Origin of the sequence: Brevibacillus sp. RS1.1 (assembly GCF_013284365.1) — a bacterium.
Lineage (GTDB): Bacteria > Bacillota > Bacilli > Brevibacillales > Brevibacillaceae > Brevibacillus > Brevibacillus brevis_D.
The window spans coordinates 97,976-121,998 of sequence record NZ_JABSVA010000004.1; the positions used below are offsets into that span (position 1 = coordinate 97,976).

Here is a 24,023-nt window from a genome sequence, read left to right on the forward strand (position 1 = left end):
TCTATGCTCCCATTGCTATATTTCTTTGATAAAAGTGTTACTCTTAAGCTTCTTCGAATTTAACAGAAGCTGTATCGGTTTCACCTTTAGCGTTAGTAACTTTGACTTCGCCTTTAGTTACTTTAGAATCGTCTTGAACGTAGTATTGAACTTTCCAACCGTTACCGTCTTCGATCATGTCGTAAGTAGATTTGTCTACTTTTTTGCCTTCGATGTAGAGAGCGAAGTCTTTAACATCGGAACGAGTAACGCCTTTGTTCAGTTCAACAACTACTTGATACAGGCCAGCGCTGCTTACTGCTTTACCAGTGAAGCTAGATGGAATTGCATCCCATTTATCTGGATTTGTTGGCTCAGTTGGCTCTTGCTTCAAGAATGCTTCTGCGTCATCTTCCAGTTTGTCTTTACGAACTGTCTTCGCGTCAGAAACGATCAGAACGTAGTCGTATTTAGTACCGGAGATGTCACCGCTGTCGATCATTACAACGTAGTCGCCTTCGTTAACGCCATCTGCTTCACCGAAGTCATCGAACAGATCGAAGTAAACTGTAGCAGATTTGATGCTAGCTTTCTTCTTGTTGTCGTCAGCATCTTTGTAAGTGATGGTGTCTTTGCTTACATCAGAAACCAAACCAACGACCATTTTGTCGATGTTTGCATCTTTCATGCCTTTTTCGTCAGTTACTTCTGCGAGCATGCCTTTAGCATTTTTGTTAACTACTTCAACTACATCGTCAACAACAACTTCGTCGTTGGAATCCACTGTGAATGCGATGAAGTCGTTACGACGGATGTCCTCATCCTTCAGATCGTCTTGATCGCCATCCAGTTTGTATTCTTTCTCAACAACTTTGTCGCCATCTTTTTCCCATACTCTGATGGTGTCTTTACCGCCTTTGCGACCAAAGTCGATCACTTGACCGTAGTGAGCATCACCAGTCAGACCATCACCTTCAACAACGAAGATTGCTTCTACTTCGTCTTTATCGTTTACAGTGTAGATTACAGACAGGTCGTTTTCGTCAGCAACGTCTTTGAACTTCGCAGTTTTAGCGTTTTTCAGTTCTTTACGTTTGCTGCTCTCTTCCAATTTACCAGTCATGTTGAAGACAGCTGTTTTGTCAGTAACTTCGTAGTCGCCAACCATGTCGTCGTCTTCATCAGCGAGGTCATCCCAAGCTTTACCGGATTCTTGTTCAACTTTTACAGGTTTCAGGAATTCAACTTTACCTGGTTTGCCATCTGCATCAAGAGTTACTTCTAAGAGCAGAGTGTCTTTGTCTTTGCTAGGTACCAGGATGTCTTCCAGATCATCTTGATTCTTGTTGTCTCTGGAGAAGTTTTTACCATCGAAGTCATAGATATTTTTAGGTTCGAGGGAAACAGTAATTTCCTTACCTTTTTGAGTCAACACACGGAAATCCCAAGTGTCTTTGCTGGAGTTGAAAACAGCAGAACGAGTAACGATTGCTTTTTGTTTGCGATCGTCGATAGCATCCTTAGTTTCGATGTGACGAACACGACCAGAAGCATCCAGGTACAGTTTTACTGTTTCGTCGTCCAAGCTGTCAACCAGATCCCAGTGGTCTTTGTCGATGTCTTGAACATCTTTGTTACCGTCATCGGAGAAAGTAGCACCTTCGTAAACGCGGTATGTTTTGTCGCCGATAGTCAGGCGGTAGTCGTTGTTGTTACGGCTAACAACTTTGTCTACTTTACCTTCCACTACTGTGTCAGTAGCGAATACCAGCAATTTGTCTTCGTCGCCATCAGCGTAGTATACGCTGTAAACCATGCCTTCTTTCAGATCGCTGAATTTAGCTGGTTTACCGTTGAGGAATACCAAGAAGTCTTTACCTTCTTCTTTGCCTTCCAGGTCGTTGAACTTGTCGTTATCACGGTTCGTGATTTTCTTTTTATCAGCATCGATTTTGGAGATAACTTCGGAACCGTATTTAACGCCTTCGTCTTCTTTGTTCATGGATTGGTCGTCAATAACGTGGATGTAAGCAATCTCGTTATTGTTGTCAAGAACAACTTTTGCACCGAAAGTGAATCCGCCATCAGCGTTGTCCTTGATGATTTCTTTCAAACCATCAACTGGATCGTTGAAGCGAGTGAAGTTGTAAGTTACTTTAGTGTTTTTGTTGAAGCGGTAGCTTTTTTCGCTAGCATCCAACTCCAATTTCAGATCAGCCAGATCAGAGTTGCTCAGATCTTTTGGATCTTCGAAAGTTTTACCTTTCAGAGTGAACTCGCCAACGCGGTCCATGATAACTTCTTGGTCTGTGGAACCTTCCATCCAAACGATTACGTCTTCTTTGTCGTCTTTGATCCACACTTGTACGTGTTGACCATCGAAATCGTTAGCGTTGATACCGTCAGCTACTTTGTAAGTAGTGTTGCCGATACCAGCGTCTTTACCATTCAAAGTAACTTCGTTAGCTTTGATTTTGCCCAGACCGATAGCTGGTACGTTAGTTACCAATGGCAGGTCTTCGCTGTCGTTGCCAGCTTCTTGAGCCCATTCCATGTCACGAACAGTAACTTTCAGGTATTTAGTCAGGAGAGTTTCTTTCGTGATTTCATGACGGATGTCAGTACCGAATTCAACTTGCTCCATCAGGTCTACGCGAAGAGCGTTGTCGAGCATTTTGAAGATGTCGCCACGAGTTGCTGCATTGTTAGGAGTAGTGATGCTTCTAGCAATGTTCAGCTCGGAAGCTTTGGAGATCATGCTGTTAGGCCATACACCCTTAACGGATGGCTCATAACCCAGTGCACGAACGATCATAGTTACAGCTTCAGCATAAGTAACTTGGTTTTGTGGTTTGAAAGATTTGTCCGGGAAACCTTTTACGATTTCTTCGCCGGAAGCTACGTTTACGAAACCAGCAAACCAATCAGTAGATTTCACATCTGTGTAAGTATTGCTGAATTGTGCCAATTTCGCACCTTGCTCCAGTCCGCGAGCGCGAACAACCAGAGTAGCGAACTCTGCACGAGTGATAGTTTTGTCTACACCGTATTCGCCGTTGCCATAACCTGCTACCAGGCCAAGAGCTTCCAGACGTTTTACGGTTTTTTCCATATCAGCGTCCATTTTTGGAGCTGTAGTAGTTGCTGCTTCTTCTGCTGCGAAAGCCATTGGAGCAACAGTAAGTGCGAGTGCACTAGCCAATACACTGTTAACGACCTTTTTCATAACCTTGTGTTCTCCTCCTCTAGTATAAACAAATTGTTCTTGGGGAATATTTGTTGTTAATCTATCTTTCTTTTTAAAGCCCGAATCCTGCAAGCGCGTGTCACCTCCTTTCGCAGGAAAGCCTCGCTTTTTGTGTTAAAAATCTCTAGTATATTCAGTATTGTGTAAAATGCAACAATCACTAGTGTAACACAACTGCTAGAATTCGTGAATCTTTTTTACACAATTCCCCGTTTTTCGTGTGACATCCTATTAAACGCCTGAGCGAATCAAAAGTTGCGGCGCCTTCGAAAAAAATTTAAAGTTTTTTTCGTGGTTCGTTATTCACCTGTCCATTATGTACGAAGTGACATCCGCCACAATCCGTATTATAGGGGACATATGGCGAGCTGTCACGACTGAACCTTTTTCCAATTTGGTTCAAAACCTCATAATCTTGCTTGAATTAGGTTAATTTCCTAATGCATTTTCAAAGTTTACGACAGCCAAGTTGTAAGACAGGATAGCTTTTTGGTACGCATTCTCACGAGTAGACAATGCTTCTTCCGATTGAATGACCTCTAAAGTCGTCGCAAGTCCATTTTCATAACGCAAATTTTTCAAGCGATAGCTCTCAGCTGCGGAATCTTTTGCTGCTTTTTGGAAGTCAATCGCCTCGCGAGCTGCGTTTAGGTTGAGGTATGCCTCTGCAACGTCCTTCGAAACGGTACGTTTTGCCTCATCAATGGCAAGCTTCGATTTCTCAACGTTGTTGCGAGCTTCTTGACCAGAAAGAGTTGAAGCCGCCGTATACTCGGCGATCAGCTTCACATTCAATTCTGCCAGCTTGAGCTCTTCTTCTGCTTTTGTAATCTCCAAGCGTTTAGAGAGGGCCTCCTTCTCGGCATCTTTCATGGTGATCGAGATTGGAGCCATTTTCTTATTGGCTGAGACGATTTTCCATTCTTTTTGAAGATCAACGCCGAGGAAATCATTCAGATTCATCACGGCAATTTCCAGGTTATTTTCCGCGTTCGTCAACTCAGCTTTTGCACCAGCTACGCCCATTTCCGCTTCAAGGACGTCTGTTTTCGCGTTCGTCCCAACATCAAATGCAGCCTTAGCTACTTTCAGTTGTGCTTCAGCACGGTCTAAGCTTTGTTTTTTTAGGTTCACGTCATCCTGAGCAAAAATCAGTTTGTAATAGACATCTTGTGCGCCTAACTTGATTTTTCCTTCTGTAGACTTAACAGCGAGGGCATTCAGCTTCTTGGTCATTTCACTTTGGGCGCTTCTCACATACTTTGCTTGCGCAGCATCTAAGGAATCCAGCATATCTGCTGTCATTTGTGCCGTGCTTCTATAGATGATCGAGTCGTTAATATCTGCATTTTTCGCATCCAAACGAGCATTTTGTAATGTGACGTTGCTTTTCAAGGCTTGTTCAATCGCTTTTTCCAGCGTCAACTCATCTGTTGCGGCAGTATCAGTCGTTGTCGTATTCGCTTTGCCTGCCTCAGCTGCTACTTTATCGGTAGGCGCTTGTACAGTCGTAGGTGCCTTTGCTTGATCGGAGCCTGTATTCGCAGATGCTGTCAAAGTTCCTGCGCCAAGGGCTGTTGTTAATAATGCCGCCAAACTGATAGACATCCATTTCTTTTTCGAATATGGAAAATTCACTGACTTCCACTCCTTTATTTTATATTGAGCATAAAATTATTAACCACATTAAATATGTGGTTTGTCCCAAGATCACTATATCACAGAGTTATCCTTCTCACACGCAAAATTATGCCATACCAGCATTTTCATAAGGGAATCATAAGGAACTCCTCCCTTTCCTTTTTTATTCCACAAGCACCACATAGAGTACTACGATTATGTGTCAAAAACATTTCAGTGTTCGCCAACATTTCTTTGGCATGCTATCCTTTTCTTGAGGTGATTGTACGATGCTTACCCAATACAAAACCATCGCTGGCTACGGTGAGGATTATATCGTCATTGAGCGCTCCCGTTTTATCGGATATGCCCAGCGGGTTACCACTGAGGAAGAAGCTACAGCGTTCATCGCGATGATCAAAAAGAAGCACTGGGACGCTACCCATAACTGTTCTGCTTTTGTCATCGGTGAAAACGATCAGATTCAGCGCTCAAGCGATGATGGAGAGCCTAGCGGTACGGCGGGCAAGCCGATCCTGGAATGCATCAAGAAAAACGGCGTGAAGGATACGGTCGTAGTTGTCACTCGCTATTTCGGCGGAATCAAGCTTGGGGCTGGTGGACTTGTTCGGGCTTATACAGCTGGAACCGTCACTGCATTGAAAGCTGCAAAGATCGTGGTGCACACGCTGCATCAGACGATCTCTGTCAGCGTGGACTATACGTGGTGGGGCAAGGTCGAGAACGAACTGCGTCTGGGCGAACATCGCGTGAGTGGTACGGATTTTACAGACAAGGTTACGGCGCATGTGTTGATCCCTGAGGGGGAACAGGATGAGTTTGTCGCAAGGATGGTTGATTTGACGAATGGACAAGCTCAGATCGTGCTGGGGGAAAAGGAATATGTGGAGGTTCCTGTAGACGCGGTTGGCGATGTAGAAGAAGAGTAATTTCTCCAATCGAGTAGCAGGGAGTGACTAACTCCCGTCCTCTCACACCACCGTACGTACCGTCCGGTATACGGCGGTTCAAGCTTGACGAATGACAAAATATCGTTGTACTAAGCTTTTCAGCCCTTGGTGTTGCCAATATGCAACTCCGAGGGCTTTGTGTATTTGAGGGGTCTTTGTGGTATGCGATAGACCCAGAGAACGAAGTTTTTCCGTATCTATTCCTCGATGAATTTTAGTATTTTCTTTGCATCCGCGAGAGCGAAATATCCGATCCATCCCATAAGTACTGGTTTATCTTCTGAATCCTTTCATCCATAGAGATACTCCATACCGGATTTGTGATGAAGCTGGTCACCTTGTGGTGTGCCCTCTACTACCGAGAGTCAGACACCATTAACCATAATGCCTGCTTGTAAGTATGCGCGAATAAGCTTCAACAAAGATTTATCATTTACTTTTCGAGCCACCTCTGCGAACAACTGAAAAAAGCTGAAGAGGCGATGACCTCTTCAGCTTTTCTTCTATTATATATGGCGAAATATCTCTACTTACTGCTTGGGCAGTTTTTTGAGTTGGACCATGGCACGGATGGTGATGACAGCCATCTCAGCACGAGTCAGGTTGTTAGTCGGTTTGAAGCTGTAAGTTGACTTTTTGTTACCTGGGTTGTCCAATTCGCCATTCATCAGTTTTGCCTTGCTGACAGCAAGTACGGAAGGAGCTGCATAGTAGCTAACGTCTTTGGCATCTGAGAACATTTTGTTCAAAGCCAGTTTGGAAGCATCGAGTGTGCCCAATTTGAGATTAAGCGCACGTGAGATCATGATGGCAGCCTCTTCGCGAGTAAGATTGTCATCTGGACGGAAGTACCCTGGTTGTTTTCCACGAATAATTCCAGCGCGAGCTGCTGTCTCAATGTATTTGTACTGGTAATCCCACGAATCGCGATTCGGGCGAACATCGGTAAAGGTTGGTTCTGCCGGATCACGCTCGTTGCTATCCCGATATGGGCCTGCGTTGATTGGCAAATCCAACGCTTTGGTCAGCATCGTTGCGAATTCTCCGCGTGTCATGTCACGGTTTGCCCCAAAGCTGCTTCCACTGTATGCCGGCATGATTCCTTTGGCGTACAACGTTTCAATGGCATCACGGGCAAAATCGTGAGAAATGACATCGTCGTATGTTTCTCTCGTTTTCATGACCATGTAAAAACCAAAACCAGCAAACGGTACTTGTACAGTCTTTTTGCTTGTATTCACTACACCACCAATGTTTTTCCATTCGTCCCCATTGTGATAGTAAACGGTCAGGATGTTATTCGCTGCGTTTACGATGGATGGATCGTATTTGATGGTTAGTGTACCGCGAAGGCTTGGAACCAGGTTGTCTTGCCAACGGCTCTTGAAGTCTTCTGCATCGCCTTCATCGTAGTATGGATCGCGTCCACCTGGTACTTCTGTGTCACCTGCATCCACATAGTACAGTGGGCTTGCATAGTTGAAGTTGGCTTCCAGAACCAGTCGTTCTTCCAGATTATCCTCATCGATGTTTATTTGTCCGGTTGTCCGGTCTGCCATACCGAAGTATAGAGGTACATCGACAAAAATATCTCCGTTCGGATTCTTCACTTCTTGACCAGCACGGCTATCATCCGGCGAAAGCAAGACAGTGCCTTTCGGGAACTTCAGCTCAAACTGCTTGTCAAATACACTGAATGTAGTTTTCTTACCTAATACATCACGATATTCTGCACCATTTACAGTCGAGCTCGCATTGTAAATTTTGATTTCGTCTTTATAGGTGCTACCGCCTACCACAACCGAGAATTTAATTGAGTTTAGACCTTTTTTAAGTGGAACAGTAGATGTAAAAACATAATAAGTCTCTGGTATGGTCTTGCCCTGTTTGTCATCGTAATAGAAGTCAGGGTTGCTTGTATTGGTTACTTTTGCTTCTGTTTTGCCGAACAGTACTTTGTCTGCATTTTCAGCAAACACTTTCACCACTGCACTGTTGCTATTTACGATGATGTGCGGATCGGATTCTTTTGCTTTTACGGGGGACAAAACTTCCCAGCTGGAATACTTCTGATCGATATTGATGTCATAGCGAATGACAGTTCCATTGTCATCTTCTGCTACGATTGTGTAGACAGTCGTGCCACCCTTTTTCAGTGTCAGTGGGAAGAGGGCCAGTTTTTGTTCCTGATCTTTGGCATTTGTCACAGCATCTTGTACTTCTTCAACAAGATCGCCATATTTCTTCGTGCTCATCTTCCCTTCAAAACGGGTGCGAGATTGTGAATCAATGTTGTGATCGTCATACAATTCTTCCAAATCGTTATTCAACGCTGCTTCGAGACGTGCTTTTACGTACTCTTGGTTCGTCGTATCTTGGTCCCAATCTCCACTCTTGTAGCGGAAATCATTGATACGCTTCCCGTTCTTTTCAATGTAGACATGTGTTGCATCATTTACTGTAAAGCTCAAGTTAGTCAGGAAGTTGGCACCTGTCTTATAAGATGCATCTCCAGCTTTCTTGGTCAGTTCTTCACTTTCACCATTGGATATAATTTCAAGCTTCACATCCTCGACAGATGGCGTCTTGGATGAGTTGTAAGAAACGTTATAGGTGAATACTGTTTTTGGATCGTCTTTCAAGGTGATTTTCAGGACGTTGTTGCCTTTTTTGTAATCGAGCTGATTTTTTGGGATAAGGAACGTACCCTTAGAAGTATCAATACCACTAATATTGATTTTCGAACCATTTAAGGTTGCCTCAATATTATCTGACTTCAAAACATAGTTGTACACTTTCCCGTCGAGATTGCGGATGTCATTCTCACTTTTTACTTGATATCCATCTTCAAAGCTACGCACTTGTCCTGTTGCATCTACATAGGTGATTTGAGCAAAAGGGGTAATGCGAATATCAAGGGTGTAAGTAGCAGAACCTGTTCCACCAGGATATCCAATTACTAATTTCCCCTGACCCTGTGGCAGCTTTTTCAAGGTAAGTGTAAATCCATCAGTAGCTGACGCAATTACATAGTCAACCCCAGAAGTCAACGTCTGCCCGTTATACGTAATAGTTGAATTAGCAGGAGTCGGAATATTTTGCGTGACTGCCTTCAACTCCAACGGTGAAGTAACAATGATATTCGTAGCCGTCTGAGACAATACTTGTGCATTTGCTAAGTTTATCACTTGTGATATGTTTGGCTTGGAGTTATCCAAGTATTTGAATTCGTACTCGTAGTTCGCGACATTAATAAAGCCCGATGGAGACGTTATTGTATTATCCGATGCCTTTGTCAGGTATTGATAACTCAAAGATACTTTGTACGTTTTTCCATCTTGGAATACTCCAGCAGGTACCGCTAGAGAAACCGCATATTCGGTAAAGCCGCTTTGTGGATTACCGATCGGCGTAAAGGTTACTCCGTTTCCACTCTTGTATTCAGTCTTACTTCCGCCTTCAGAAATCGTGACCTTGAATTCTTGGAACTGTTGCGCACCAGCAATATCTACAAATTTCAAAAGGGCCGCACCATTCAAAGTCATCGCTGGAGAATACGTTGAACCTGTTACCGTAGATAGCTGGTTAGGCTGCAGCGCCACGCCACCCAACGTTACTTTGTAATACTGATCAGAGCTTCCGGATGATGTAGTGGTGACCAACAACTTGCGGACGAATGTCCCCACTTCTTTATTTTGGTTAAATACTCTGATTTCCAAGGTATTTTCACCAAGCTGCGATGGTACGCTCAACCCAAAAGATCCAGTGCGGTTCACCTGCGATTTGACCACATCACCTGTACGTAAGTTTTTCACTTCAACGGTATCGGCATTGAGGGCTTTCCCGTCCACATTCAGATTCAGACGGTTAACCGATGGAACCGTGATATAGGTTGGATTCGAATTGACATTCGGATCGTTCAGCGGTGTATCATTTACTTTCAAATCACTGACAAGTGGTGTGTTATTGTATTGCACAAAGAACTGGTAATGCTCTTTCGTTACATTTCCTACCTTTTCGTAGAAAGCGATCTGGTTCAGACCGGGCTTCAAACCGATGTTGCTAAATGTAAAGGTACTACCATTAATTGCTGGCGCTGTATTGGCCAAGTCTTGAATGGTGGTGCCGTTGTTCGTGATCAACTTCAGTCTCAAGCTACTTCCTGTTACTCCACTACCATAGGTACCAATCAATGTAATCGTAGAGTCTCCATAAATCACTGGGGTATAAGCTGTCGTTCCTCCAGAGAAGTTGGTAATGGAAATTGGGCTGTTTTGCGAGTTGTACTCGTAGTAGATAATGTCACGTTCGCCTGTATTTGGAGCATACAACTGAACGGCATTCAACCCTGGTGATAAATCAATATCTGGCAAAGTGCCTCCAGGTCCGTTTACTGTTCGAACAGTGACTCCGTTTACTTGAACTTCTACAGCCTGAGTCTTATCAACTGCAACTGTAACATCATACAAGTATTTCAAATTAGATACTGTTCGGCTTGTTACTTTAATAGGGTCACTTTGATGCTCACCTTGCCCTGAGTTTAAAAATGTTAGCTTACCTAATCCAGGAGCAGACGGATTTGGTGTGTACTGAAAGAAAATATCTGCTGCATCGTTCGTTGGATCAAGTGTTACTTTTGGCCTCACAGTTACTTTTGTTACTGCTCCACTGCTGTTCAATTGAAAATCTGGTAGTGTAATTTTGTCGTTTACGAATAGTTGATTGTTCGCAAGCGGAACATTATCAACTAGTACATCAACACCTTGACCATTTTTGGAGATATCCTTGTAAGTAAGCACGACTCCATGTACCAATTTGGAAATGGTCTTGATCGGCGTGCTGTAGATTTTACCATCCCCACTTCCTGACGCAAGATAGTCAGCAGGCGTCTGAATACCTGTCGTATTGTTCCAGTTGGAGCCTAGCGCAGCAGAAGCTGGCACTGCTGGCAACATACCAGTAACAATTAACATCATCGTCAGGCACATGACCAGCCAACGACGGAATTGTTGATAGGACTTGTTCATATTTTCACCTCTCCGTTTATTTTAAGAAACCTCTTATGTGTCCCACACTAGTAATGAGACAATGTAAATCTCCCTATCTTTATCGGACAATTCCCTTCTGCACTTAAGTGTTTCCCCCTAAATTTTGGCGAAAAAAAGCCCTAGCACCATTAGATGCTAGGGTTCTGTTTGTTTTTAGTTCGTCCGACGCTGTTGCTCGGTCTGTTTAATTTTGATCCGTCGATACGCATTAATCAGTGGACGGTGACGGCGGCTAACGAGTCCAACGATCTCCGTTCCGAGATGAATGACAATCAGCAGCGCGACCATGACAATAATCGTAGTCCACTTCGTCGTCTTCGTCAGCAGGATCGCCATTGTCCCGAAGAAAATACTGATCGAGTAAATCGTGAGTACAGTCGAGCGGTGCGACAGACCCATGTTCAGCAAACAGTGATGCAAATGCCCTTTGTCTGGGCTCGAAATCGGCTTTTTGTTCACGATCCTGCGCACAATGGCGAAGAACGTATCCCAGAGCGGTACACCCAGCACGACGATTGGAATGATAAAAGAAACGAACAACGCTTCTTTAAAGCCCATGATGGATAGTGCAGCCAGGTTGAAGCCCAAGAAAAGCGAACCGGTGTCGCCCATGAACAGACGAGCCGGATGAAAGTTAAAGTAGAGAAAGCCCAGGATCGCTCCAAGGAGCACGAAGCAGTAGGCTGATACCTTGTAATCATCCATCAACAAGGCCATGACACCCATTGTCCCTGCAGCAATCGCTGACACACCTGCTGACAAGCCATCGAGACCGTCAATCAGGTTCACTGCATTGGTTACACCAACAATCCAAAACATCGTGATCGGAATCGCGAGCCAGACAAGCCACCCACTGCTAAAATCAATGCTTCCGCTATACGGCAGATTCACGACGCCGATCTTCAAGCCAAAAGGTATGACGACAATCGTTGTTGCGACTAGCTGTCCGAGTAGCTTCCATTTTGGCGAGAGCTGGTATTTGTCATCGAGCATACCGACGACCATAACAATCGTACTTCCGATGAAAATTCCCAGCATTTCCGACATGCTTGTATGCGGGACAAATAGGAAGAACGCAACCAGATAGCCGATATAAATAGCCAAGCCACCCATACGTGGCATGATTCGCGTGTGTACCTTGCGCTGGTTCGGGGCATCTACTGCACCTACTTTTACAGCCAGGTTTTTTACATATGGTGTTGCAATAAACGATATGATCAGCGAAGTCAGAAATCCGAGGATTAGTGTAGACATCGACTGTTCTCCTCTCTACGGATGCATCTAGGAACGGCTACTCCATTTTTCTTTCAGTACGGTTAGAACAAACCGAGGAATAGCCAGTTGACGCTTCCAGCGGGAAGGCTCAGAAGCAAGTCGATAAAACCATTCCAAATGCAGTTTTTGCCAAATCTCGGGAGCGCGCTTCACTTTCCCGGAAATGACGTCAAAGCTTCCGCCTACCCCCATCATCAGGGAGGCATTTAACTGATCGCGATACTTCGCCATCCATTCGTCTTGTCTGGGCGCACCCAGCGCGACGAACAGGAGCTGCGGTTTCGCTTCGGCAATTTCCTGTACAATTTGAGTTTCTTCCTCTGGGCGAAAATAGCCATCCCGACATCCGACGATTCGGGCGTTCGGGTAACGGGCACTCAGTTTGTCTTTTGCCAAATGAATAACATCTGGCTTGGCGCCGAGTAAATAAACGCCCCACTGATGCTGATCGGCTTTCGCCATGAGCGCTTCCAGAAGCTCCACACCGGTAACGCGCTCATAAATCGGCTGATTCGTCCATTTAGCAGCGTACACGATTCCAATTCCGTCTGGAACGACATAGGCTTGTTCTACAATAGAACGGAAAGCGCGATTCTCTCTCGCTACCATGACGATTTCCGGATTGGCTGTCACCACGTGAGTCTTTTGACCGCTTTGTATGCGCTCAGTTATATGATCGACAGTCTCACGAAAACCGTGAGTCGTAAATGGCACGTCTAATATGGTTGCGACCTGTTTGGTCATTTCTTCACCTTCAATGCATGGAGTTGCCCATTAGCCATTCTACCCGAAAAGAAAGACACATTCAAGATGATCATGAATGTGCCTTATTTCCTGCCGTCAGGGCAAACATTAATCCACCCTCTGCTACTACTTTCCCATTTACCAGTGCTCTTCCATGCCCTTTGCCGACGGTACCACGTACACGAGTAAGCTCAACCTCTAGTACCAATGTATCTCCCGGCTTCACCTGATCTTTGAATCGGAATTCATCAATACCTGCAAACAGCCCGATTTTTCCTTGATGTTCCTCCATGCTGAGCATCGCTACTGCTCCAACCTGTGCTAACGCTTCCACAATAAGGACGCCAGGCATGACTGGATAACCAGGAAAATGACCTTGGAAAAACGGTTCATTTACCGTGACATTTTTAATTCCAACTGCTCTTTTTCCTAACTCCAGCTCTTCAATTTTGTCTATCAACAAAAACGGGTAACGGTGCGGAATGATTTCCTGAATTTGCATAATATCCAAAGGCGCTTTGATTTCCATTATGTATCGCTCCATTTCCATACTTAACTAGACTTGTCTATGCATGAATACCCTTTAACTGACGAAACAATATACATAACTCCCGCCCCAGTTAAACGGACAAGCGGGGTTAAGATAAAAGGGGCACTTCCTCCCAAAAAAGCGGGAAGTGCTCTTTTTCAACGTGCAGGAACCCTTACACGCGGTTCAATAGTCGAGCCTTTGCCAGATAAATCGCACTCGCAATAAATGAGAACGCTATAACCGACCAAAGTATCGCTTCACTGTACTCATAACGGTACATAACGAGCGGAATGACAAGATACAAAAGCACGGTTGTCAGCTTGCCATAGGCATTTGCCGGGACAGTTTTTTTTCCACGGAAATGGTAAACAGCTCCTGTTACTATCATAGCCAGATCGCGTACAAAGAAAAACAGGGCGGCCCATACACTGATTCGATCCGTCAAAAATAATGAGGCGATGACCGCCAGCATCATTAATTTATCTGCCAGAGGATCTAACATCATTCCAATGGTGGTGACAAGCTTATGCTTCCGCGCGATGTACCCGTCCGCAACATCGGTCACTCCCGCCAAAATCAAAATGCCTAAAGCGATTTCAACATGATACGGAAACTCCGAAAAAAAGACATACAGGTACAAAGGGATGAGCACGATGCGAAAGATCGTAAGCAAATTAGGAAGATTCACGGACATCATCCCTCCGTATTCAAATCGTCACTTCCTTTTTCAACCACTCGACCTATTATACTCTGTGGACAAACACCACAACAAGTCCTCGAAAAAATAGGAGCCCCAACCATAGGTTCGGGCTTGTCCAGCTTCGTTTTTACGTATCTTCAAACATTAAATCCCACATATGTTTGTAGGTTCCTGGATCGAATACATCAGACATTGGCTTTTTGCCAACCCCACCATATCCGATCATCAGACCAATGACCAGTGAGAAAAACAGCAGGAGTGGGACCAGCACCATCTTGGCAACTCTCAGCCGCCAATTTTTGCCGCTCCGTTCCCGCTCTCTTGCTTTTGACTTAACCTCTTCGGTCTGACGCGGGAAACGTTTGCTCTTCCCTTGTTCCATGCTCCTCTCCTCCGCCATGTTGAAATGATATGGGTTTATCTGCTTCTCAGTTGGTTGGCAATGCCCATCATTTGATCACTGATGCCGATTGCGCGTGAGTTCAACTGATACGCACGTTGAATGTTCACCAGTTGGGACATTTCCTCTGTCATGCTAACATTGGAACCTTCCAGTGCGCCCTGGCGAACTTTAGCGATACCTTCATCGATGGCATTGACGTATTTATCAGATGGTTGCTTAACCGAGTCAAGCTCAGCATCAAATAAATTTTTACCTACTTGCTCCAACTGATCTGGATTATTTACTTTCCAAACCTGAATGGTATTGATCGGATTCGGATTATCACCGACTACGATGCCACCATCAGAATTGATGGTAAAAGGCTTTGTTGGATCTGGGATCGTAATAGGTTCCCCATTATCTCCAATGAGAAAATCTCCATTAGAATTGGTTAAAACAAATTCTTTATTAGGATCAGTAGGATCCGTACCATACTCACTTAATTTAAAATTCCCGTCGCGAGTAAAATAGAACTTTTCTTCAAGGTTTCCATTTATCATGGTTCGACGGCTGACAGCAAAATATCCGTCGCCCTCAATCATCAAGTCAGTTGGCACATCAGTAACCTTGACAGTTCCTGGCGAGAGATCCAACTTGGACAAGCCAAGGCGAGCACCGCTGCCGATTCGAATCCCCTTAGGGGAATTTCGATTCACGATGTCTTCTGCTGGCTGCTCGTTCATTGAATCGGAAAGTAGTTCAGAGAACGATGCGACTCGACGCTGATAACCAGCAGAATCTATATTCGCGAGATTATTGGCCGTATTGTCCAATGCTTGCTGAATCCCGCGCATTGCTGATGTAGAGATATTTAGTGATTGCATCCTTTTCCCCTCCTATTATCCGTTTACTCGACCAATTTCATTAACAGCCTTTTCCAACGTGCCATCGATCGTAGTAATTACTTTTTGATTGGCTTCATAGGCTCGCAAAACACTCATCATGCTCGTCATTGTTTGGGCTGGGTCTACATTTGAGCGTTCCCGCCATCCCTGTTGCGTTCCATAGCGTCCCTTGACTTTTGAAACATCGTAGTCTCCTCTAGTAAGGGCATCCTGATCATCTTGTTCTGCTGCCTGTATTCCCTGAATGGCAAAATCGCCTTCGTAGCGAAAGACGTTATTGCCTTCCCGCATCAGCTTAGAAGGATCCGTAATAACATTCAATCCAAGCTCAATGTTCATATCATCGAGTACTGTTTCGCCCGTTCCACTGTTAAAGTACTCATTCCACAGCTTGCCTTTTTCATCAATCTTTACATTCTTGCCGGCATTTTCGTTAGGCTGTGCATTACTTGCGTCGTTCTTATTGATTCGAATTGCCTGATTCCGATTATCCAGCACATGATACCCTTCCGCTGTCACCAGATAACCAGCGTTATTCACGCTCCAGTTGCCATTCCGTGTGTAGCGAATATCCTCTTCTTGCACTGGCTGTGCCAAATTTGCTTGCTCAATCCGCGCCACACTGTAAAACAACCGCCGCTCATTGCCATTCTGATCTGGTTGAATATTGTCCATCAACGCAAGATCATACGGATTGCGTGTCTCTTCAATATCCCCCTGCGCAAAATTCGGTAGCGCCTCCGACATGTATACCCCTGTGTTTAAACGCCCGATAATGGCAGGCTGTCCAGGCATAGTAGGGATGCCCGGAACATCCAGTCCTTCCTTATCATTCATGCGCGAGAGCAATTGCTCCGGAAATGCACGCATGACACCCACGTCCTGTTTGAACCCGGGTGTATTGATATTTGCTAAATTGTTCGCCAGCGATTCTTGCCTGTTTTGCAAAGCCAGCATGCCAGATGCAGACGTATACAAGCCTCTGATCACGTAAATCTTACCCCCTGAATAATCGCTTATTCGAGTGAGCCGGCATCTTGTCCAAATAGTCCAGCATCATTCCTGTTCCTTTTGCAACGCACATCATTGGCTCGTCCGCTACCAGCACAGGAACCTTCAGCTCCTCTGCCAGAATCTCGTCAATACCGTGCAATAATGCGCCGCCACCGGTCAGGAAAACACCCTTATCAATTATATCGGCAGAAAGCTCCGGAGGTGTTCGTTCTAAAACAGATTTTGAAGCTTGTACAATTGCACTCACCGACTCAGCCAGGGCTTCCTGGACTTCATTGGAGCGAATGGTAATCGTTTGCGGCAAGCCGCTTACCATGTCTCGACCCCGAATGTCCATTTCGTCCTGGCGTCCGCCGGATACGGTTCCAATCTGAACCTTGATATCTTCAGCCGTACGCTCTCCAATTAGCAATTTGTATTTATTTTTTATGTAACGCATAATAGCCACATCGAATGTATCGCCTGCTATTTTAATGGAGGAAGACGTAACAATATCGCCCATCGACAATACCGCTACATCGGTCGTTCCCCCACCGATATCCACTACCATATTACCGGACGGCTGAAAAATGTCCATACCTGCCCCAACTGCGGCAACTTTCGGTTCTTCTTCGATAAATACTTCTCTTGCTCCACCGCTGCGCTCAGCCGCTTCACGAATTGCCTTTTGCTCAACCGAGGTGATGTTGGTCGGGCAGCAAATCAAAATACGCGGACGGGCAAACATGCTCTTTCCACCAATTTTGTTTAAGAAGTGCTTCAGCATGGCCTCTGTGATTTCAAAATCCGCGATAACCCCTTCTCGCAAAGGTCGGATCGCTACGATATTTCCCGGGGTGCGGCCTACCATGCGATAGGCTTCATTTCCTACGGCCAAAACTTTTCTGGTTTTACTATCTATTGCCACGACAGATGGTTCGTCTAGGACAATTCCCTTGCCTTTTACAAAAACCAAGACATTGGCCGTGCCCAAGTCGATTCCGATATCTTTGCCAAACATGAAAGGTCCTCCCTGATTACCAGTTACATTTCTACCTAATATCATAGGCTCTTCTACGTGAGAGGACAAGGAAATTCTTTCTTACACACTCTCCTCCTGTTCTACTCGTACTTTTTTACTACGTCGTTTGTACTTAATTTTGGTCGCTTCGCCCCCACGAAGATGTCTGATGGCTTTGTGGTATTCCAAAATTTCCTTAACCTGGTTCGCCAACTCTGGATTTATCTCAGGCAGCCGCTCAGTCAAGTCCTTGTGCACAGTACTTTTCGAAACACCGAACTCTTTGGCGATCATCCGAACCGTATTTCTTGTCTCTACAATATATCGGCCGATTTTGATGGTCCGCTCTTTGATGTAGTCGTGCACATTACTCGCCTCCTCGTATCTACATTGTCTGATACAATATATGGGTGGGTAGGGACACATATTCTACGTTTCCAAGCCTGACAAGCCAGCACGGCCGCATCTTTTTTCAACAGTTTGTACTACATGCAAAAAAACACCTGCAATTGTTGTTGTTTGCAGGTGTTTTTCTACATTCATTGGTTATTGATTTTTTACTTCCGTATCAGCCTGAATCAAGTATTGCTCTGGATTGACAGGCTTGTTATCGATGCGAACTTCAAAGTGAAGATGTGCGCCAGCGTCTTTTTCAAGGGTGTTGCGTCCAGCAGACCCGATTACTTGACCTTGTGTCACTTCATCGCCTGGTTTGACTGTAACGCTTTCCATACTTTGATATACCGTAATCATTTTGCCAGCGTGCTCAATCTCAATCTCGTTGCCGACAAGTGGATCGTTCACCACTTTTACTACTTTACCCGCAAGAGCTGCGATGACATCAAAGCCCTTTCCATCCGTGGATACGAGGTCAATACCTGTGTGCGGATAGAAGGTGTTGTCGAAGCTGACCAATGCTTTTTGCTGATTTTCCTTGGAGGCTTTTTCATCGTAGTAGTTCATGCCCACATTGTACTGTACGCCTTTTCCTACTGGCCAAGCGAGTGGCTGTACGCCACTTGTAGCAGGTACCGCTTCTTCGTTTTGCGGTGTAGTCGTCTCAGGAGCTGTAGGAGTTGTCACTGCCACGCCATCTGTGCCATTCGTCATTTTAGATACCGTGTCCATGACATTGCCCTGATACCACATCACAAAAGCGAGAATGATTGCTGCGGTGCCGATGTAGATTGCAGGAAACGCCCATTTCTTGCCCAAAACTTTTTTCCAAGAACTTGCCTTCTTGAATGGAATCGGTTGATTTTGATTTTTTTGATCTTCCATTTTATTCATCACCTCATCCCTCAGTATCGCCAGAATTTTGGCGTATAAACCTGAGAGAGTAGGGAAAAGTAAAAATTTGCTTTTCTTTTAGGCTGGGATCACTCTTTTATACTCTTGCAGACTAATTCCTTGATAGAAGTGTTTGACGATTTGCTCCGCACTTTTGCCGCTTTTGGCCATTCCATTTGCTCCCCACTGGCTCATCCCGACACCATGACCGTACCCTTTAGTCGTAATGAAGACCTGATTGCCGCGCAAGTCCAACGTAAAGGAGGAGGAATTCAAGTTCAGCTTTTCACGAAACTCTCGTCCAGTAAATTCCTTGCCGCCAATGCTGATGGTTCCTACGCGGTTTCCGGTTGTACGCGATTCGATCCGATACCAGGAACCACTGGTAGAAGCCTCCTGTGTGAGCTTGACGCCCAAATTCTTTTCTAGCTCCACTGTGGACAGGACGACCGTTTCCTCATAACGAGGAGACTGAATATCCCAAGGACTCGCAACGCTCTTCAAATAAGGAATGGGCTTTTCCCAATATTCATCCGAGTTCTCTGTAAAACCATTACTGGTGGAAAAAAACGTCGCGTCAATGGGCTCGTTCTGATAGGTCAAGATCACCCCTGCTGTCGCCATAACTGCTTGCTGGATGCGTTTGTTTTTCCATTCGTACTGGTCTCCCCAACGTTCACGCCGTTGCTTTTCATCCATATAGACTTGATGCTGCACCGTATCCAAGACCTGACCGCCTGATGGCACATCATCAAACTTGCCCTCTTTTAAACGGCGCACGATATAGGTCCTGGCCGCTAACGCCTGTGCTTTTAAAGCCTCCAGCTCGAACTCGGCTGGCATTTCCGCCGCTACGACTCCCGTAATATACGTTTCTAGCGGTAATGTTTCCACGGCCTTCTTTTCTGTACGGTACACCTTAACCGGCAGAGAGGAAGCGGACTCCTTCATCGCAGGTATGGCAGGCTCCGGGACGGCCACAGTAGGCTGACTGACAGGGCTTATTTCTGGTGAAAACCAAAAGACCAGAGCAGCAGGCATCAGGACGAGCAAGATCGGCAAAGCGATAAACCACATGAGTAGATAGCGTTTCATGCAAGAGATCCTCCCCGTTACGTACTAGACACGAAAAGTCTTAAATAACCTACTAAAGTCTATGTCCTGCAACAGAGCGGTAGAACGAGAGAATGAGAGAGTCGAGAGAACGAAAAAAAAGACCCCCTGCATACGCAGAGAATCTTTCGTTTTTGCCATATGGTTGACGCATTTATCAAGCAAAATTAGGAGAGAAGCTTACTTTGATGGTTTCGGAAACTGCTTTTTCACGAGCTGGAACCACGCGTTCTACATCTGCTCCCAGAGCCAGCAGCTTTTCCGTAAAGTTCACGTAGCCACGGTCAATATGGTGCAGGGCAGAAACCTCAGTCTCTCCCTCAGAAACAAGCCCAGCCAGTACAAGTGCTGCACCCGCACGCAAGTCAGTTGCTGCTACCTTGCTACCTGTCAGCTTGGAACCGCCTTCGACGATGGCACTGCGGCCTTCGATCTTGATGTTTGCATTCATGCGACGGAACTCTTCCACGTGCATGAAGCGGTTCTCAAATACTGTTTCGGTCACAATGCTCGTTCCTTCTGAAACAAGCAAAAGCGCCATCATTTGCGACTGCATATCCGTCGGGAAGCCAGGGTATGGCAGCGTTTTGAGGTCAACTGCTTTCAGTGGGCCTGTGCGGCGTACACGAATGCCGTTTTCTTGCTCCTCAATGTCCACGCCCATTTCACGAAGCTTGGCGGTCACGGATTTGAGATGATCGCAAATCGCACCTTCCACAAAGACATCCCCACCAGTAATCGCTGCAGCCACCATGAAAGTACCTGCTTCAATGCGGTCAGGAATGACACAATGTGTGCAGCCCTTCATCTTTTCCACGCCTTCGATGCGGATCGAACCTGTACCCGCACCGCGGATTTTTGCTCCCATTCTGTTCAGGAAGTTCGCCAAATCAACGATCTCCGGCTCTTCTGCCGCATTTTCGATCAATGTGGTTCCCTCTGCCAAAGCAGCGGCCATCATAATATTTTCTGTTGCACCGACGCTAGCGATATCCAGGTAGATTTTCGCACCCTTCAATCGTCCTTCTACCGTCGCTTCAATAAACCCTTGTCCAATTTCGATTTTGGCTCCCATAGCCTCAAACCCTTTTAGGTGCTGGTCGATCGGGCGTGTACCAATAGCACATCCACCCGGAAGAGCGACACGAGCTTGTCCTTTTCTGGCTAAAAGCGGCCCCATCACGAGGAAAGATGCGCGCATTTTGCGGACCAGTTCATAGGACGCTTCTACACTCGTAAGCTTGGAAGCATCGATCGTCAGCACTTCATGATCATATGTAAGGGAGATTCCCATCGATTTCAAAAGGTCGCATATCGTCCGGACATCGTCGAGGCCTGGTACGTCTGAGATGACGCAAGTCCCTTCTTCTGCCAAGATAGATGCTGCAATAATAGGGAGTACGGCATTTTTGGCGCCAGATACTTTTACATTTCCAGCCAATGCCTTACCACCACGGACAATAATTTTATCCAATGTGTACCCCTCCGCGTGCTAATATTCCACAGTGATGATTGGTGTACCTACCGTAATCCATGTTCCAGAATGGCTGTCACGATGAGTAGCCACCTGTAGATTCATCTTTTGACCGTTTAACGCGATGAATGATTCCCACATAGGGGTATACCCTGAAATGCTGACAACCGTCTCATCTTGCAAACGTTCTAATTCTGTTGCCTGGAGAGTACCAAAAATCGACAATATTTTACCCTCCTGTTGGTCAACACCCATCTTAACATTGTACAATCCGCGAATACAAGTGCTAATTTGCGGAATAAAGTCGGCGCTTTGCAGGGCATTCGTGAAGGTTTCCTGTACTTGTCCAATATATAGTAGCGAATCACGGTTTCCAGATAACTGAAGTACTAGATATACAGAAAATGCTCCATTTTTAGGCACTCCTGTCACCTCGTAGCTCAGATCCACGCCGTTTTGTGTGTATGTAGTCCTATATGCGAGTATGTTGTGTTTACGCGATTGTTCGCTTGGGGAAAACGGAATCTCAAGTTGTTGTGCCCATTTCGTCGCCAACTCTTTTACTTGTTCAGGAAGCAGGCCTTCTCCCATCGCCGTACGCATACGTACCTGAACCGATACACCCGTTGCGCCCGACTCTTCTAGTACTTTCATCATTTCTGTCACAACCGGCTTTTCTTCCTTTGCTTCTGCAGGCATCCAATACACGGCCCCCATCACGAGCAATAGAGCCAGCACGCACCAACCAGACCATTTCCCCATTGATATCCTCTCCCTATGCTTACATGTATCTCTTTGTACTTCTCATTTTGTACATGTAGCTGGGTGGATATACCAGCGAATCGTCGTCTTTGGGTATTTAGTTGAACAAATTCCCGAATGTCAGGGACCAGCCCAAGTAATCAAGGAAAAAGCGGGACAGTTCATATCCAATCACAATGGAAAGAATAATTTGCAACAGCTTCGCCTGAGCACCATTTGGTTTTTTTAAAATCTTATCAAAGCGAAAGGATTGCAACGCCCACCAAGCGAGCCCAATAAACGCAATCGATAAAATGATGCTCAACAAGCCATATACTTCTTGTGACATGCTCGTTACCTCCTCATTGCCCAACCGAGAATCATAGAAAAAGGACGGCCCGATTACGAGCCATCCCTTCTATTGTACCTGAAGTGCTATTCAGTTACGAGTATCACTGAGAGCTGGGAGAGAGCATGTTCCCAAAATCAAAGGACGGATTGAAATGAATCTGGATGTAGTCGGTGACCAGACCCGGGAAAGCACCGAAGAATACGGTAGCGATTGCCATGATGAGAATAAACGTCCAAATGCCTTTTGGCACAACCATCGGTGCTTCAGTCGTCCCAGGACGCATGTACATTTGACGAATAATCCCAAAGTAGTAGTAGTAGGAAATGACGCTGGTGATGATCATAATTGCCGCCAGCCAGTAGTTTTCTACCACTAATGTACCCATGAACAGATAGAACTTCCCGAAGAAGCCAACCGTAATCGGGATACCCGCCAGGGACAAGAGGAAGATGCTCATCGCAATGGCCATCACTGGTGAGCGATGATACAATCCGGCGAATCCTTTCAAATCCTCTGTCTCTTGCTCACGAGATACAACCATAATCACAGCGAAAGCCCCAAAGCTGACCAGCAAATAACCGAACAGATAGAAGATTACCTCGCTGAAAAAGAGAGAGGTCGGCGGTACAAACGGCACGAGCAAATAGCCCGCTTGCGCAATACCTGAATAAGCCATCATACGCTTGACGTTTGTCTGCCTGAGCGCCATCGTGTTCCCGATAATCATCGAGGCGGCTGCCATCAGCCCCAGATAGAGGCTTCCCTCTTCGAAAAAGAACCGTCCTGATCCCGTTCCATCGGAAACGTTGAAAAACGAGATCATCATCACGCGAAAGATCAGCGCGAAACCTGCTGCTTTTGACACAACTGCTAGGAAAGCAGTGACCGGGGTAGGAGCACCCTGATAAACATCTGGCGCCCACATGTGGTTAGGCGCTGCAGATATTTTGAATGCAAGACCTACTGCGAGAAACGCAAACGCCGTATAGACGAGGAACTGATAGCCCGCCATTCCCGCTTCTGCCAACCGGAATGAGATTTCATAAATATGTGTGGTTCCCGCGAGTCCGTATACGTACGACATCCCGAACAGGAGCACAGCCGTGGCAATACTTCCCGAAACGACGTATTTGAACGCCGACTCGTTGGAAAGCCGCGATTTTTTTCGCAATCCGACCAATACATAGGACGAGAGAGACAATAGCTCCAGTCCCACGAACAAAGTAATCAAGTCAGCCGACGAAGCCATGACCATAGCCCCGAGAAGCCCGGTCAGCAGCAAATAGTAGTACTCGCCTCTGTGCTGGACTTCTCCTGCTTTCAGATAGGACAGCGAGATGAGAATGGCAAAAGCTGTCCCTGCCAGGAAAATCAGCTTGAACGCATTACCGTAATCATCGATTCGGATCATGTCGATCATGTAGCTGTATGGCTTATCGAGAGCATTCATATTGATGATCACAAAGATCGCCGCTATGACCGTTCCCAGGAAGGATAGCCAACCAATGACCTGCTTGCCAAGGCGCTTGCCCGCAAAAAGATCCAGCAGTGATAAAAAGGTAGCAAAGCCAAGAATGATAAACTCGGGCAGAAGGTAGCTCCAGTCATATGAGAAAATATCTTTAACCTCCATGGA

At 45.7% G+C, this 24,023-nt stretch carries 19 protein-coding genes and 1 pseudogene; 1 reads left to right on the forward strand and 19 read right to left on the reverse strand.

Annotated features, from left to right (window positions below; translation table 11 throughout):
- Positions 1–43: 43 nt before the first annotated feature.
- On the reverse strand, positions 44–3,205 hold the full coding sequence (locus HP570_RS14805; protein ID WP_173626502.1) for an S-layer homology domain-containing protein: 3,162 nt from the start codon (positions 3,203–3,205) through the stop codon (positions 44–46).
- A 450-nt stretch (positions 3,206–3,655) separates the two neighbouring features.
- On the reverse strand, positions 3,656–4,864 hold the full coding sequence (locus HP570_RS14810; protein WP_173626225.1) for a TolC family protein: 1,209 nt from the start codon (positions 4,862–4,864) through the stop codon (positions 3,656–3,658).
- A 272-nt stretch (positions 4,865–5,136) separates the two neighbouring features.
- On the opposite strand from HP570_RS14810, the gene HP570_RS14815 reads away from it, so the two are divergent.
- Positions 5,137–5,796, forward strand: coding sequence for a YigZ family protein (locus HP570_RS14815; RefSeq protein WP_106779554.1), 660 nt, complete (start codon positions 5,137–5,139; stop codon positions 5,794–5,796).
- Between the two features lie 389 nt (positions 5,797–6,185).
- Here HP570_RS14815 and HP570_RS30120 read toward each other — a convergent pair.
- From HP570_RS30120 to nuoN, 17 genes and pseudogenes are all read right to left on the reverse strand, one after another.
- A pseudogene (locus HP570_RS30120) lies at positions 6,186–6,278 on the reverse strand (reverse transcriptase domain-containing protein); the annotation flags it as partial.
- Between the two features lie 69 nt (positions 6,279–6,347).
- The gene (locus HP570_RS14820) at positions 6,348–10,844 is read right to left on the reverse strand and encodes an S-layer homology domain-containing protein (protein ID WP_173626226.1); all 4,497 of its coding nucleotides are present in this window, start codon (positions 10,842–10,844) and stop codon (positions 6,348–6,350) included.
- 174 nt (positions 10,845–11,018) lie between these two features.
- Positions 11,019–12,119 (reverse strand): glycosyltransferase family 4 protein, encoded by a 1,101-nt coding sequence (locus HP570_RS14825; protein ID WP_173626227.1) that lies wholly within the window; start codon positions 12,117–12,119, stop codon positions 11,019–11,021.
- Positions 12,120–12,146: 27 nt separating this feature from the next.
- Entirely contained in the window at positions 12,147–12,884 is a 738-nt protein-coding gene (locus tag HP570_RS14830; RefSeq protein WP_173626228.1) for a WecB/TagA/CpsF family glycosyltransferase, read from the reverse strand.
- Positions 12,885–12,954: 70 nt separating this feature from the next.
- Complete coding sequence (gene fabZ / locus HP570_RS14835) at positions 12,955–13,413, reverse strand: 3-hydroxyacyl-ACP dehydratase FabZ (RefSeq protein WP_173605649.1); 459 nt, start codon at positions 13,411–13,413, stop codon at positions 12,955–12,957.
- Between the two features lie 175 nt (positions 13,414–13,588).
- On the reverse strand, positions 13,589–14,110 hold the full coding sequence (locus HP570_RS14840; protein WP_015893596.1) for a CDP-alcohol phosphatidyltransferase family protein: 522 nt from the start codon (positions 14,108–14,110) through the stop codon (positions 13,589–13,591).
- Positions 14,111–14,243: 133 nt separating this feature from the next.
- Positions 14,244–14,498, reverse strand: coding sequence for a DNA-directed RNA polymerase subunit beta (locus tag HP570_RS14845; RefSeq protein ID WP_015893597.1), 255 nt, complete (start codon positions 14,496–14,498; stop codon positions 14,244–14,246).
- A gap of 35 nt (positions 14,499–14,533) precedes the next feature.
- Complete coding sequence (locus HP570_RS14850) at positions 14,534–15,382, reverse strand: flagellar hook-basal body protein (RefSeq protein ID WP_173626229.1); 849 nt, start codon at positions 15,380–15,382, stop codon at positions 14,534–14,536.
- Positions 15,383–15,397: 15 nt separating this feature from the next.
- Entirely contained in the window at positions 15,398–16,393 is a 996-nt protein-coding gene (locus tag HP570_RS14855) for a flagellar hook-basal body protein (protein ID WP_173626230.1), read from the reverse strand.
- A 7-nt stretch (positions 16,394–16,400) separates the two neighbouring features.
- Positions 16,401–17,417, reverse strand: a complete 1,017-nt coding sequence (mreB, locus tag HP570_RS14860; RefSeq protein WP_015893600.1) for a rod shape-determining protein — start codon at positions 17,415–17,417, stop codon at positions 16,401–16,403.
- Between the two features lie 81 nt (positions 17,418–17,498).
- Positions 17,499–17,783: a sporulation transcriptional regulator SpoIIID gene (gene spoIIID / locus HP570_RS14865; protein ID WP_003388385.1), complete on the reverse strand. Its 285-nt coding sequence runs from the start codon at positions 17,781–17,783 to the stop codon at positions 17,499–17,501.
- A gap of 180 nt (positions 17,784–17,963) precedes the next feature.
- Complete coding sequence (locus HP570_RS14870; RefSeq protein WP_015893602.1) at positions 17,964–18,698, reverse strand: M23 family metallopeptidase; 735 nt, start codon at positions 18,696–18,698, stop codon at positions 17,964–17,966.
- 87 nt (positions 18,699–18,785) lie between these two features.
- Positions 18,786–19,802 (reverse strand): stage II sporulation protein D, encoded by a 1,017-nt coding sequence (gene spoIID, locus HP570_RS14875; RefSeq protein ID WP_015893603.1) that lies wholly within the window; start codon positions 19,800–19,802, stop codon positions 18,786–18,788.
- Between the two features lie 175 nt (positions 19,803–19,977).
- The gene (murA, locus tag HP570_RS14880) at positions 19,978–21,294 is read right to left on the reverse strand and encodes a UDP-N-acetylglucosamine 1-carboxyvinyltransferase (protein WP_064200416.1); all 1,317 of its coding nucleotides are present in this window, start codon (positions 21,292–21,294) and stop codon (positions 19,978–19,980) included.
- A gap of 18 nt (positions 21,295–21,312) precedes the next feature.
- Positions 21,313–22,056: a YwmB family TATA-box binding protein gene (locus HP570_RS14885; RefSeq protein ID WP_015893605.1), complete on the reverse strand. Its 744-nt coding sequence runs from the start codon at positions 22,054–22,056 to the stop codon at positions 21,313–21,315.
- A 97-nt stretch (positions 22,057–22,153) separates the two neighbouring features.
- On the reverse strand, positions 22,154–22,384 hold the full coding sequence (locus HP570_RS14890; protein WP_015893606.1) for a DUF1146 family protein: 231 nt from the start codon (positions 22,382–22,384) through the stop codon (positions 22,154–22,156).
- A gap of 103 nt (positions 22,385–22,487) precedes the next feature.
- Positions 22,488–24,020 carry an NADH-quinone oxidoreductase subunit NuoN gene (nuoN, locus tag HP570_RS14895; RefSeq protein WP_064200414.1) on the reverse strand — a complete coding sequence of 511 codons (1,533 nt, stop codon included), beginning with the start codon at positions 24,018–24,020 and terminating at the stop codon, positions 22,488–22,490.
- Positions 24,021–24,023: the final 3 nt, after the last annotated feature.